Genomic DNA, 12,735 nt, shown 5'->3' with positions numbered 1-12,735 from the left:
CGTCACCGCGCCGGTTCGGGTAGGGGAGCCGCGCTCCGGTCGCCGCGCAGACGCTTGACGACGAGCTCGGCGGAGATCAGGCACATCGGCAGCCCGATCCCGGGGAGCACCGAGGTGCCGGCGTACATCAGCCGATCGACGCGGCGGGACACGTTCTTGGGGCGGAACAGCGCGCTCTGCCCGAGGGTGTGGGCGAGTCCGAGCGCGCCCCCGCGGAAGGCACCGAGGTCGGCCTCGAAGTCGGCGGGGGCGATCGTGCGTCGGACCCGGATGCGCGAGGCCAGATCGGGGATGCCGGTCCACGTCGCGATCTGGTCGATGACCCGGTCGGCGGCCGCCTCGATGCGCGGATCGCCCCGGCCGTCGACGCCGCCGTGCCCGAGCGAGGGGTCGGCGGGCATCGGGACGAGGACGAACAGGTTCTCGTGGCCCGGAGGGGCGACCGAGTCGTCGGTCGCGGACGGCCGGCAGACGTACACCGACGCGGGGTCGGGGATCCGCGTGTCGCGTCCGAAGATGTCGTCGAAGTTCCGGGTCCAGTCCCGGGCGAACAGGAGCGTGTGGTGGGCGAGCTGCGGGAGGGGTCCGTCGACGCCCAGGAGGAGCAGCAGCGCCCCCGGTCCCGGGTTGCGCCGGGCCCACCAGCGCGGGCGGTAGGACCGCTCGCCGTCGCCGAGCAGGCGCGTCTCGGTGTGATGGAGGTCGGCGGTCGAGACCACGACGTCGGCGGCGTGCTCCGATCCGTCGGCGAGGCGGACGCCGTGAGCGCGGCCCTCCGTCACGAGGATGCGTTCGACGGGGGCGGAGGTGCGGATCGTCGCCCCGGCCTCCGTCGCGAGGCGGGCGACGGCGGCGATCAGCTCGCTGAAGCCGCCCCGCGGGTACAGGACGCCGTCGTCCAGGTCGAGGCGGCTCATCAGGTGATACAGAGCGGGAGCCGTCGACGGCGAGGCCCCGAGGAAGACGGCCGGGTAGCCGAGGATCTGGCGCAGGACGTCGTCGTCGAAGGAGTGAGCGACGTGACGCTCGAGAGAACGGGTCAGGAGGGATGCCAGTCGCGGCGCGCGGCGCAGGACGGCGGGGTCGCGCAGCCCCTCGGACGAGGCGTACGTGTCGTAGAGGAAGCGCGACACGGCCAGGTCGTACGCCTCGGACGCGGAGTCCAGGTACGCGTCGAGTCGCGCTCCGGCCCCGGCCTCGCGGGCCTCGAAGAGCGCGCGGGCGTTCTCGCGGCCGGAGACGACGTCGACGGGGCTCCCGGGGCCCGCTCCCTCGGGCTCGGGGTAGACCCGATAGGCGGGCGTCAGGGGGGCGAGGTCCAGCTGCTCGGCGGCGCTGGTTCCCATCAGGCGGAAGAAGTGCTCGAAGACCTCGGGCATGAGGTACCAGCTGGGACCGGTGTCGAACCGGAATCCATCGCGCTCCCACGATCCCGCCCGACCGCCCAGGTCCGCCCGGGCCTCGAAGAGCGTGACGTCCCATCCGTCGCGGGCGAGGAGTGCTGCCGTCGCGAGCCCGGCGATACCGCCGCCGACGACGGCTGCGCTGCCGCTCACGATTCCAGCCTCCGGGGCGGCAGCCCCGCGAACGCCCGTGCGGCGATGGTCGCCTTCACGGCGTTCGGCACCGACACCCGGACCTCCTCGGTTCTGTCGCGGAGCCTGAGGGCGAGCTCGGCGAACAGCCCGTGCGCGGTGGTGACGGCCCGGCGACAGTCCGCGGGCAGGCTCGGGATCGTCGCCGCGGCCACGTCCAGGTCGCGATCGATGCGGGCGAGCACCTCGTCACGCGTGGCGGCATCCGTGTCGTCGATGCCGAGGTAGTCGCGCCCGAGGCGCCCCCGGTCGTCGATGCGGTCACGGAGGAAGTTGACGTCCTGGAACGCGGCGCCCAGCCGTCTCGCGCCCTCGACCAGGTCGGCCGAGGGCTCGATGGGCTCGGAGCGACCCGCATTGACGAAGACCTGAAGGCACATGAGCCCCACGACCTCGGCCGACCCGTACACATAGGCGTCGTGCGAGGCGGCGTCGTGCGCGGTCCGGGTGAGGTCGGTGCGCATGGATGCGAAGAAGGGGCGGACCAGCTCGGCGCGGATGCCGCACTCGCGGGCGGCGAGGGCGAAGGCGTGCACGACCAGGTTCGTGCTGAACCCGCGTGCGAGGGCTGTCAGGGTCTCCGCCTCGAGCTCGTCGAGCAGGAGCCGCTGCGTGGAGGCGGGCACACCCGCGGCGGCGGCGGCGCCGTCGACGATCTCGTCCGCGATCCGCACGAGCGCGTACACGTTGCGGACGTGGCCGCGCACGCGCGGCCCGAGGAGGCGGCACGCCAGGGCGAAAGATGTCGAGTACCGTGCGATGACCGTCGCGGCGGCATCCTGCGCGCACCGGTCGTAGAGCGTCGGGGGCGTCGCGGTCATGGGATCCGCTCCTCGATGACCGTCGCGATGCGCAGCAGCAGCGCGCCGGCGGGTGCGGGAAGCTCGGGGGAGGCGGCGCGCGATCGCGCGCGTCCGAGAGCCTCGCGGACGAGCACCTCCACGTCGTCGCGCGCTCCGCTGGCCTCCAGCTCGCGCTGAGCGCGCCGCACGGCGACGGGACCGGTGTGGGCCAGCGCGAGGGCGGAACGCACCTGCGGCCAGGTCTGCCGACGGCGCGCGAGACCGATGAGCGGCGTCCGCTTGGCCTCGCGCAGGTCGGCGCCGGGATCGCGTCCGGCCTGCCCCCGAGTGCCGAAGGTACCGATGAGGTCGTCCACGAGCTGGAACGCGAGGCCGAGGTCGGTCGCCGCGGCGGCGAGGTGCGTGCGGACGTCGAGAGGGGCGTGGGCGAGAGCGGCGCCGGCCAGCAGCGGGGCCTCGAACGAGTAGGCGGCGGTCTTGTCGTGGGCGACGCCGAGCAGCTCGTCCGTCTCCGGCACGTCGGTGCGGGCGGCGTTCTCGACGTCGGCGAGCTCTCCGGCCGCCGAGACGAGGATGGCGTCGTCGAGGATGTCGAACAGCGCCGTGCGGACGCCCGCATCCACGTCGGCGGCCGCGATCAGTCGACTGGCCTCGAACAGGAGGAGGTCTCCCGCCAGGACTGCGGCGGCGTCGGCGACGAGCGTGGCATCCTCGGGCCGCGCACCGAAGGCGAGGGCGCGGGTGCGGAAGCGACCCGCCACGTTCGGGATACCCCGTCGCTCCAGGTCGCGATCGATCAGGTCGTCGTGCACGACGAAGGCCGTGTGCAGGATCTCGAAGGCGGCGGCGACCTGCCAGACGGCGGCGTCGGTCGCGCGCGGGAGAGCCTGTGCGTCCTCGCGCGCGGCTCCCGGCTCCGTGAGAGCCCGGAAAGCGGCCACGACCATCCGGGGGCGCGCGCGCTTGCCGTCGGCGCCCGCGGCCGCCGCCGCATCCGCCAGGGCGATCGCACCGTCGCCGAGTCGTCCCGCGCGTCGTCCCAGACGATCCATCGACGCGGCGATCGCCTCGTCGATGCCGGTTCTGTCCGCGTCGTCGACCGAGATCATCGCGGCGATCCCGTCGCGGCCCCGGCGAAGACGTGCATCTGCTCCGCCTGCAGGACGAGCCAGGGGCTGAAGGCCCAGGGCGTGGCGCGCAGGGAGGTCGCCAGGTCGGCGGGGTCGACCCACAGCGCCTCGACGACCTCGCGCGGGTTCAGGCGGGGCTCGTCGTCCACGTACGCGGTGTACACCGGGCACAGCTCGTGCTCGACGATCCCGCTCGCGTCGACGGCGCGGTACCGGAACAGGGGGAGAGCAAGCTCCACATCGCGCAGGGCGAGACCGAGCTCGTGCGCGGCGTGTCGGTGGACGGCGGCGACGACCGGCTCGGCCGGCCGGGGGTGGCCGCAGAACGAGTTGCTCCAGACGCCGGGCCAGGTCTTCTTGTCCAGTGCCCGGCGCGTGACGAGCGTCTGCCCCGCACTGTTGTAGACATGACAGGAGAAGGCGAGGTGGAGCGCGGTGTCGCTGCCGTGCACGCTCGACTTCGGGGCCGTCCCGATCTCGTTCCCCTCCTCGTCCACGAGGACGACGGTATCGATGGCGGTCTCGCTGGCAGCCACGTTCTTCCTCCTTTTTGCTAGCTAAACTAGCAATGTCCTGAGATACTACCTGGGGATGTCGGAGGTGTCCACCGTGACCGAGAGATGGGTCCCGCAGACCCCGCGGGAAGAGATCGTGCTGTCGACGCTGACCGCGATGCGGGCCTTCAGCGACGCCATGGATCGCATGCACACGGGCATCCGCGGCGAGATGGAGATGAACGCGAGCGATCTGGCGGCGTTGCGCATGGTGATCGTGCGCGAGCAGCGCGGCGAGTGGGTCTCACCGCACGACATCGCCGTCCACCTCGGCATCTCGACGGCGTCGACGACGAAGCTCCTGGACAGGTTGACCGAGAGCGGCCATGTCGAGCGCCGACCGCATCCGCACGATCGCCGCGCGCGGATCGTCGTGATCACCGACGCCGCTCGTGCGGAGTTCTTCCGCCATTTCGCCCAGCGGATGACCCGGATGCGCGCGGCGATGGATTCGTTCAGCGACGATGAGCTCGGATCCATCACGAGGTTCTTCGGCGAGATGGGGCTCGCCCTCCAGGAGTGACCCACCCGGACGACGCGTGGTCCGGACAGGCGAAAGGCCCCCTGATCTGGATATCTCCAGTCAGAGGGCCTTTCCTTTGTTGCGGGGACAGGATTTGAACCTGCGACCTCTGGGTTATGAGCCCAGCGAGCTACCGAGCTGCTCCACCCCGCGGCACAAGAAATGACTCTAGCACGGATTCGGAGTGGTCCGTGCACGTTGCAGCGATCCGTGCCCGCGGGGGAGGATGAACGCATGACGACGGGCGACAGCGGCGGGGGCGGTGCACCGGCCGATCGGACAGCCGTCGAGACCTCGGAGACGGGTGCCGTCGGGGTCGCCGTCGCACAGTTCGCGCCGACGGCGGACACGGCCGCGAACCTCGAGGCGATCGCGGAGCTCACTGACCGAGCCGCGGCGCGCGGAGCGGCCGTCGTGCTGTTCCCCGAGTACGCGAGCTACTTCGTCGATCCGATGGACGACTCGCTCCGGGCCCACGCCGAGGAGCTCGACGGGCCGTTCACGCGCGGGCTGCGCGAGATCGCCGGGCGCGCCGGAGTCGTGGTCGTGGCGGGCCTCGTCGAGCGCGGCGAGGACGAGCGCGTCCGGAACACCGTCGTCGCGGTCGACGGCGAGCGCATCCTCGCCACCAACGGCAAGCTGCACCTCTACGACGCGTTCGGGCAGCGCGAGTCGGACTGGATCGAGCCGGGGGAGATCGCCGAGCCGCAGACGTTCGAGGTGGGAGGCATCCGATTCGCGCTGATGACCTGCTACGACCTGCGCTTCCCCGAGGTGGCGCGCACACTCGCCGATGCGGGCGCCCACGTCGTGCTGACGGCCGCGGAATGGGTGCGCGGTCCGCTGAAGGAGCAGCACTGGCGCACGCTGCTGCACGCCCGCGCCATCGAGAACACCCTCTACGTCGCCGGAGCCGACCACCCGCCGCCGATCGGCGTCGGATCATCGGTGATCGTGGACCCGCAGGGGGTGGAGATCGCGGGCGTCGGCGTCGCGACGGACGTCGCGGTCGGCTTCGTCGAGGCCGCCGTCGTGCAGCGGGTCCGGACCGTCAACCCCGCGCTCGCCCTGCGCCGGTTCCGCGTCGTCCCCCGCTGACCCCGAGCTCCCGATGCGCGAGACCGCGCGAATGTGCGGCGGGCGGCTCAGGCGAGGGAGCGCAGGCGGTCGGACGCCTCGAGGATCACCTCGGTCCGCTTGCACGCGGCGAAGCGGACGAGGCTCGCGTAGCGATCCCGATGGCCGGGGGTGACGAAGGCGGTGAGGGGGATGGCGACCACCCCGGCGCGCTCGGGAAGGGCCCGGCAGAAGTCCGCCGCGTCCTCTCCGCCCGCCAGGAACGCGGCCGCATCCGCCACCGTGAAGTAGGAGCCCGCCGCGACCGACACGGCGAACCCCGCCGCGCGCAGTCCCTCGCCGAGCAGGTCGCGCTTGGCGCGCAGGGTCGCCGCGATGCCGGAGAAGTAGTCGTCGCCGAGGCCGAGACCGACCGCCACCGCAGACTGGAAAGGCGTGCCGTTCGTGTAGGTGAGGAACTGCTTGACGGCCAGGACGGCATCGATGAGGTCGGCCGGCCCCGTGATCCAGCCGATCTTCCAGCCGGTGGTGGAGAACGTCTTGCCGGCCGAGGAGATCGACAGGGTCCGCTCCGCCGCGCCCGGCAGCGTCGCCACGGGGACGTGGGCGCCCTCGAAGACCAGGTGCTCGTACACCTCGTCGGTGACGATGATCGCGTCGTGCCGCTCCGCCAGACGCACGATCTCGGCGCGGGCCTCCGCCGAGAACACGGCTCCGGTCGGATTGTGCGGGTCGTTCACCAGGATGATCCGGGTCCGGTCGGTGACCGCGCGGGCGAGGGCGTCCAGATCGGGCTGGAAGTCGGGGAAGCGCAGCGGCACGGGCACCAGCCGGGCGCCGGCCAGGGCCACGCAGGCGGCGTACGAGTCGTAGAACGGCTCGAAGACGACGACCTCGTCCTCCGGCGACGCGATGAGGGCGAGGAGGGTCGCGGCCAGCGCCTCCGTGGCGCCCGCGGTGATCAGGACCTCCCGCCCGGGATCGAGCTCGATCCCGGAGAAGCGCCGGCGGTGCGCGGCGACCGCATCGAGGAGCACGGGCACGCCGCGACCGGGCGCATACTGGTTCGCCCCGGCGGCGATGGCGGCGCGGGCCGCGTCGAGCACCTCGGCGGGGCCGTCCTCGTCGGGGAAGCCCTGTCCGAGGTTGATGGCTCCGGTCCTCGCCGCGAGCATCGACATCTCCGCGAAGATCGTCGGAGCCGGTACGCCGCCCGGTCCGAGAAGGCCGGCGCCGGATGCTGCGCGGCGCCACGCGCCGGGGATCTCTCGCATCCGTCACACGCTACAGGCTCATCCAGAACACACGCATAGGCGGGTCGAGGCGCCGCCATAAGCAACGCACAGGATCCGCGGTCATGCTGAAGGTGTCTTGGGAAGGGAACACCATGAGCGACACCACGCCGAACTCGAACGAACCGCAGCCGGAGCGCGACGACGCGCAGCGTCCGCCGCTGCCGGCACAGAACGCCGCCGACGCGGCCACGGCGCAGGCCCCGTCCGGCGCCCAGTCGTCGACGCCGCCGGAGGCGCGGCCCGCGCCCGCCTACGGCGAGTACGCCGCGCAGCAGCCGTACACGGCTCCGGGCGCGCCCCACGCGCCGTCCGCGCAGACCCCGCAGGCGCCCGGTGCGCTCGGCGCGCCCGGCGCGCACTATCCGACGACTCCGTACCCGTCGGCGGGCGTGCCGGCAGCGGGCGCCTCCGGAGTGCACGCGGCGCCCGCGCCCGTCGGCACGGGCGGCGCGGGCCGCGTCGGCGCCGGGAAGGTCGTCGGGATCATGGTCGCGGCGGCGCTCGTGGGCGGGGCGGCGGGTCTCGGGATGAGCGCCGCCGGCGCCTCGTTCTTCCCGCAGTCGCAGACGGTCGTCACCAGCGGTCCCTCCACCGTGACCGTGAACAACACCGACTCGGTCACCCAGACCACCGCGATCGCCGCGAAGGTCGTGCCGTCGGTCGTGACGATCTCGGCGTCGGGCGGATCCTCCGGCGGCACCGGATCGGGCGTCGTGCTCACCGCGGATGGCTACGTCGTCACGAACACCCACGTGGTCACGCTGGACGGCGCGACCGCCGACGCGAAGCTCACGGTCACGACCTCCGACGGCAAGGTCTATGGCGCCACCATCGTCGGCACGGACCCGACCTACGACCTCGCGGTCATCAAGCTGACCGACGCGTCGGGCCTCACGCCGATCCAGTTCGCGGACTCCTCGAAGCTCAACGTCGGCGACCAGACGGTCGCCGTCGGAGCCCCGCTCGGCCTGTCGAACACGGTCACCACGGGCATCGTCAGCGCCCTCAACCGGTCGATCCAGATCGCCTCGTCGGCGGCGCCCGAAGGCGATGCGCAGGATCGCACCCCGCAGCCGGGGCAGAACGACTCGCCGTTCCAGTTCGACTTCGGACAGGGCCAGCAGCAGAGCCCGAAGAGCTCGATCTCCATCGCGGTCATCCAGACGGACGCCGCGATCAACCCGGGCAACTCGGGCGGCGCGCTCGTGAACGGCGACGGCAAGCTGATCGGCATCAACGTCGCGATCGCCTCGGCCGGGGGCTCGGGGTCGTCGGGCCAGTCCGGCTCGATCGGCGTGGGCTTCTCGATCCCGTCCGACATCGTCAAGCGCGTCACCGACGACATCATCGCGAACGGGAAGGCGACGCACGGCCTCCTCGGTGCGATGGTCGGTGACGCCGCGGCGCAGCAGGGAGCGACGACGGCCGGAGCGTTCATCAGCGAGGTCACCGGTGGCGGTGCCGCCGCGAACGCCGGCCTCAAGAAGGGTGATGTCGTCACCTCCTTCAACGGCGTGCCGATCACCGACGCGACCGATCTCACCGCGCAGGTGCGCGCCCTGGCGGGCGGGAGCACCGCCAAGCTCGTCTATGTCCGCGACGGGGCGACTTCGTCGACGGAGGTCACACTGGGGACACTCACGCAGTAGCGAGGGCGACCGGCGGCGGTCGCCGCACGGTCTGGGACGCCACCCCGCGATAGGCTCGCGGGGTGGCGTCCTTCTCGTTCGACGCCGGCAACGCCGGGAAGCTGTTGCGCATCCCGCTCTACCTGCTGGGGCGCGCGGCGACGCTCGCGATCGGCCGGACCCGTGACGCGAGCCGTCCCCTGTGGGTTTTCGGCTCGGCCGTCGGCGTCGCGGACGGCGCGGAGGCCCTCCTGCGGGTCGCGCTCGCGCACGGCGAGGACGTGGTCTGGCTGACCGCCGGTGATCGCGACGCCGCCGACGCGGCGCGCCGGGGCATCCGGTCCGCGCCGAAGAACTCGCTCCGGGGGTTCTGGTGGACCGCCCGCGCAGCGGTCGTGGTGGTGACCCACGGGTTCGGCGATGTGAACCGCTACGCCGCCACCGGGGGCGTGATCGTCCAGCTGTGGCACGGCATCCCGCTCAAGCGGATCGGTCTGGATGCCGAGGTGACCTCCGCGAGTCCGTTCCCCTTCGCCCCCCGCCTGGGGTCCCGGCTGGTGCGCGGCCTGTACCGCCGCACGCAGTCGCGCATCCGCCTCGTGCCCGCGGCGTCGGAGGTCGTGCGCGGTCGTCTGGAGTCGGCGTTCGGCCTGCCGACGGAACGCGTGCCCGTCGTCGGCGAACCCCGGACCGACGTTCTGTCCGCGGGGTCTGCGACGCAGCGCCGCGTCCGGGCCCGCGCTGCACTGACGGACCTGCTGGAGGGGATCGGCCCCGACACCTCCCTCGTCCTGTACGCGCCCACGTGGCGCGACGGCGCGCCGGATCCGGCTGCGCCCTCGGACGTCGAGCGCGCGGCGATCGAGGACCTCCTGGCGGAGACCGATGCGGTGCTGCTGCTGCGATCCCACCACCTGGGCGGCGGCGACGCCGTGCCGACGAGCGCTCGGGTGCGGGCGCTCGGCGCCGACGTCGTGGCCGACGTCACGCCGCTGCTTCCCGGCCTGGACGTCCTGGTGACGGACTACTCGTCGCTCGCCTTCGACGCCGGGCTGGTCCCGCTGCCGACGCTCTTCCTCGCCCCCGACCTGGCCGCCTACGCGCGCAGCCGCGGTTTCTACGGGACGTACGCGGACGTCGCGGGGGACGACCCCGCGTCCGACTGGACGGCACTGCACGCGCAGCTGCGCGAGGTCCTCACCGACGAGCGCGTCCGCGGTGCGCGTGTCGAGCGGTCCCGGCTGCTCGGCGAGCGGATGCACGTGCACCACGACGGCCGGAACGCGGAACGGGTGTACCGTGCGGTGCGTCGGATGCTCGGGGACGCGCGCGACACCCCCTCACCGATGCGGCAGGAGACCCGATGACGCTCGACGCCCGTATCGAGACCGACGCCCGTATCGACACCGACGGGGAGGGCGCGTCCGTCCTCGTCCTCGCCGGCCCGGGGGAGCCGCCGCACGCGGTCGCGCTCATCGGCCGCCGTGCCCGCGTCGACGGTGTCGTCTCTCCCGCCGAGCGCGCCGGGACGGGCGGCGGCTGGGAGTGCCGCCTCGACCTCCACGCGGCGCGGTGGGGCGGGCCCGCACGTCCGCTGCCGAGCGGGCGGTACGCGCTCTCGCTGACGGCTCCGGGCGGCCGGGACATCCCTGTGGACGCGCGGATGCCCGTGACGATCGCGCCCACGATGCGGGTGTCGCTGGAGGAGGGCGTGGTCACCGTGGGTCCGCCGATCGATCCGGCGTACGCGTCGGGCGAGGGTCAGGACGCCCTCGAGCGCCGCTACGCGATGCGCCGGGACCCGCTGGAGAACGCGGTCTTCTTCGAGAGCTTCTACGGCCGGAACGCGAGCTGCAATCCGCGCGCGATCGACCGCGAGCTCGCGCGTCTGGCGCCGGGCGTCACGCGGTACTGGAGCGTCGTCGACCTCTCCGTGGCGGTCCCGCCGGGCGCCGTGCCGGTGGTGGAGGGCAGCCCCGAGTGGTGGCGGGCACGCGGCGCGGCGCGGCTCCTCGTCGTCAACGACTGGCTGAGACGGCGGTACGCGCGCCGTCGCGGCCAGGTCGTCCTGCAGACGTGGCACGGGACGCCCCTCAAGCGGCTCGCCCTGCACCGTCCGGGTGTCGACCCGCGCCGCATGCTGGCGGTGTTCCGCGAGAGCCGCCGCTGGACGGTGCTGCTCGCGCAGAACGGCTACGGCGAGCGCATCCTCCGTAAGGCCTATGCCTTCCTGCGCGGCCCCATCTGGGTCGAGGGCTATCCCCGCAACGACGTCCTCATCACGGGAGACGGCGCCGCCGTGCGGGCCGCGCTGGGGGTCGGTGCCGACGAGCGGGTCGTCCTGTACGCGCCGACGTGGCGGGACGACCGGGAGGAGATCGTCGACTTCCTGGACCTGGAACGGCTCGCCCGCGACACCGGCGCGGTCGTCCTCGTGCGCGGGCACTCGCGCACGCTGCTGCCCGGATCGGACACGGTCGGCGCCCGCGTCGTCGACGTGACCGCCTTCCCCGACGTGTCCGAGCTGCTCGTTGCGGCGGACGTGCTCGTGACCGACTACTCGTCGGTGATGTTCGACTTCACCGCGACCGGCAAGCCGATCGTCTTCTTCACCCCGGATCTCGCGCACTACCGGGAGGATCTCCGCGGCTTCTACTTCGACCTGCCGACGCACGCGCCCGGGCCTCTCGTCACGACGCAGGAGGACCTCACCGCCGCACTGTCCGAGCCGGGTGTCCCCGTGGAGTTCTCGGGACGCTACGACGCGTGGCGGGCCCGGTTCAACCCGCGCGACGACGGCGGTGCGGCCGCGCGGGTGGTCGCCCGCATCCTCGACCAGCGGTTCGTCGACAGGGCGTGAGGGCGCAGGTCACGGGAGCGGGGTGTTCCGATCGAGCCGAGAGGTGTCGATGTCCTCCCGGGCGCCGAGTGCGAAGCCGCCGATGAACCCCGTGCCCCAGGCCAGATGCATGGCGGGGAGGACGGCGACGGCCCACGCCCGCTCGCGCACACCCGGTCCCGCGCTGCGGCCGAGGGCATGCGCGAGGACGAGGGCGACGTAGGCCGCGACGGGCAGGTAGACCACGGAGGCGACCACGGACCAGACGCCCGCGAGCAGTCCCGTCAGCTGCAGCACGGCGACGACGAGCGCGACCACCATCGCGACCACGAGCGCGGGGGGAGCGAAGAAGCGCACCGAGTTACGCCGTCCGTGCCGCCGGACGAGCTCGCCCCGCCACGCGCCGGTGGAGCGGAACTGGCGTACCAGTCGCATCCAGTTCTCGCGGGGCCAGTACGCGACGGCGAGGGCCGGATCGAACCAGACGCGGTAGCCGGCGCGTCGGACGCGCAGGTTGAGCTCCCAGTCCTCGCCGCGGCGCAGGCTCTCGTCGAAGCCGCCGACCTCGTCGAGCACGGCGCGACGGATCACGCCGAGGTACGCGGACTCCGCCGGCCCCTCGGCGCCGCCGAAGTGGTAGGCGCCGCCGCCGAGCCCGACGCGGGAGTTGTAGGCGCGCGCCGCGGCCCGCTGGAACGGCGTGCGCCCTTCCGCACGCATGACGCCGCCGACGTTGGCGGCCCGCACGCGGGCGAGGGTCGCCAGGGCCCGCCGCGTGTACCCCGGCTCGAGGGCGGAATGCGCGTCGACGCGCACGATCGTGGGATACCGGGCCGCCGCGACCGCGAGGTTGAGGCCGACCGGGATGTCGGCGGCCGGGTTCGCGATCAGCCGCACCCGGTCGTCCTCGTCGGCGAGTCGCCGCGCGATGGCATCCGTGCCGTCGGTGGAGGGGCCGAGCGCCAGGATGAGCTCCGTCGGACCGTCGACGTCTTGGCTCGTGACGCTCGCGACGGCGGCTTCGAGATAGCGCTCCTCGTTGAGAACGGGCATCACGAAGCTCACGCCCGATCCGGGCGGCGGCACCGGGGCGTCCCGCGTCGGCTGGCCTTCGTGCATCCGTCGATCATGTCACGCCCGCCCGCCGCCCCTCCGTCCGCGAGACCGCGCATATGCCACGCTGCGGGCGCCGACAGCGCACATCTGCGCGGTCTCGCGGGGTGGGGTGGATGCCGGAGCGGGGCGGGGTGGACGCCGGAGGGGGAGGAGGGGGAGGCTCGTTAGGCTGAAC

General features: G+C 73.0%; 11 protein-coding genes and 1 tRNA gene. 5 read left to right on the top strand and 7 right to left on the bottom strand.

Annotated features, from left to right (window positions below; translation table 11 throughout):
* Positions 1-2: 2 nt before the first annotated feature.
* Genes crtI through idi form a run of 4 tightly spaced genes read right to left on the bottom strand, consistent with a single transcriptional unit; the run spans position 3 to position 4,064 of the window.
* Complete coding sequence (crtI, locus tag WFI00_RS14795; RefSeq protein ID WP_336632164.1) at positions 3-1,556, bottom strand: phytoene desaturase family protein; 1,554 nt, start codon at positions 1,554-1,556, stop codon at positions 3-5.
* Positions 1,553-2,416: a phytoene/squalene synthase family protein gene (locus tag WFI00_RS14790; protein ID WP_336632165.1), complete on the bottom strand. Its 864-nt coding sequence runs from the start codon at positions 2,414-2,416 to the stop codon at positions 1,553-1,555. Before WFI00_RS14790 ends, crtI begins: the two co-directional genes overlap by 4 nt.
* The gene (locus WFI00_RS14785) at positions 2,413-3,507 is read right to left on the bottom strand and encodes a polyprenyl synthetase family protein (RefSeq protein ID WP_336632166.1); all 1,095 of its coding nucleotides are present in this window, start codon (positions 3,505-3,507) and stop codon (positions 2,413-2,415) included. The genes WFI00_RS14790 and WFI00_RS14785 overlap by 4 nt, the downstream gene beginning before the upstream one ends.
* Positions 3,504-4,064 (bottom strand): isopentenyl-diphosphate Delta-isomerase, encoded by a 561-nt coding sequence (gene idi, locus WFI00_RS14780; RefSeq protein WP_336632167.1) that lies wholly within the window; start codon positions 4,062-4,064, stop codon positions 3,504-3,506. The genes WFI00_RS14785 and idi overlap by 4 nt, the downstream gene beginning before the upstream one ends.
* A gap of 73 nt (positions 4,065-4,137) precedes the next feature.
* Here idi and WFI00_RS14775 point away from each other — a divergent pair, with 73 nt between their 5' ends.
* Positions 4,138-4,605 (top strand): MarR family winged helix-turn-helix transcriptional regulator, encoded by a 468-nt coding sequence (locus WFI00_RS14775; protein ID WP_336632168.1) that lies wholly within the window; start codon positions 4,138-4,140, stop codon positions 4,603-4,605.
* Between the two features lie 79 nt (positions 4,606-4,684).
* Here the strand turns inward: WFI00_RS14775 and WFI00_RS14770 are convergent.
* Positions 4,685-4,758, bottom strand: a tRNA-Met gene (locus WFI00_RS14770).
* An 81-nt stretch (positions 4,759-4,839) separates the two neighbouring features.
* Between WFI00_RS14770 and WFI00_RS14765 the strand changes: the two genes are divergently transcribed.
* Positions 4,840-5,703 (top strand): carbon-nitrogen hydrolase family protein, encoded by an 864-nt coding sequence (locus tag WFI00_RS14765; RefSeq protein ID WP_336632169.1) that lies wholly within the window; start codon positions 4,840-4,842, stop codon positions 5,701-5,703.
* 47 nt (positions 5,704-5,750) lie between these two features.
* Here WFI00_RS14765 and WFI00_RS14760 read toward each other — a convergent pair whose 3' ends face one another.
* Positions 5,751-6,956, bottom strand: a complete 1,206-nt coding sequence (locus tag WFI00_RS14760) for an aminotransferase class I/II-fold pyridoxal phosphate-dependent enzyme (RefSeq protein WP_336632170.1) — start codon at positions 6,954-6,956, stop codon at positions 5,751-5,753.
* A 113-nt stretch (positions 6,957-7,069) separates the two neighbouring features.
* On the opposite strand from WFI00_RS14760, the gene WFI00_RS14755 reads away from it, so the two are divergent.
* The 3 genes from WFI00_RS14755 to WFI00_RS14745 all read left to right on the top strand — a co-directional run bounded on the left by WFI00_RS14755 (position 7,070) and on the right by WFI00_RS14745 (position 11,465).
* The gene (locus WFI00_RS14755) at positions 7,070-8,626 is read left to right on the top strand and encodes a S1C family serine protease (RefSeq protein WP_336632171.1); all 1,557 of its coding nucleotides are present in this window, start codon (positions 7,070-7,072) and stop codon (positions 8,624-8,626) included.
* A gap of 62 nt (positions 8,627-8,688) precedes the next feature.
* A complete protein-coding gene (locus WFI00_RS14750) occupies positions 8,689-9,972 on the top strand; it encodes a CDP-glycerol glycerophosphotransferase family protein (RefSeq protein ID WP_336632172.1) in 1,284 nt (427 codons plus the stop codon).
* Positions 9,969-11,465, top strand: coding sequence for a CDP-glycerol glycerophosphotransferase family protein (locus tag WFI00_RS14745; protein WP_336632173.1), 1,497 nt, complete (start codon positions 9,969-9,971; stop codon positions 11,463-11,465). The genes WFI00_RS14750 and WFI00_RS14745 overlap by 4 nt, the downstream gene beginning before the upstream one ends.
* A gap of 9 nt (positions 11,466-11,474) precedes the next feature.
* Here WFI00_RS14745 and WFI00_RS14740 read toward each other — a convergent pair whose 3' ends face one another.
* The gene (locus WFI00_RS14740; protein ID WP_336632174.1) at positions 11,475-12,563 is read right to left on the bottom strand and encodes a glycosyltransferase family 2 protein; all 1,089 of its coding nucleotides are present in this window, start codon (positions 12,561-12,563) and stop codon (positions 11,475-11,477) included.
* Positions 12,564-12,735: the final 172 nt, after the last annotated feature.

Origin of the sequence: Microbacterium sp. MMO-56, assembly GCF_037146215.1 — a bacterium.
Taxonomy (GTDB): domain Bacteria; phylum Actinomycetota; class Actinomycetes; order Actinomycetales; family Microbacteriaceae; genus Microbacterium.
This window is presented reverse-complemented; position numbering and strand designations above follow the sequence as displayed.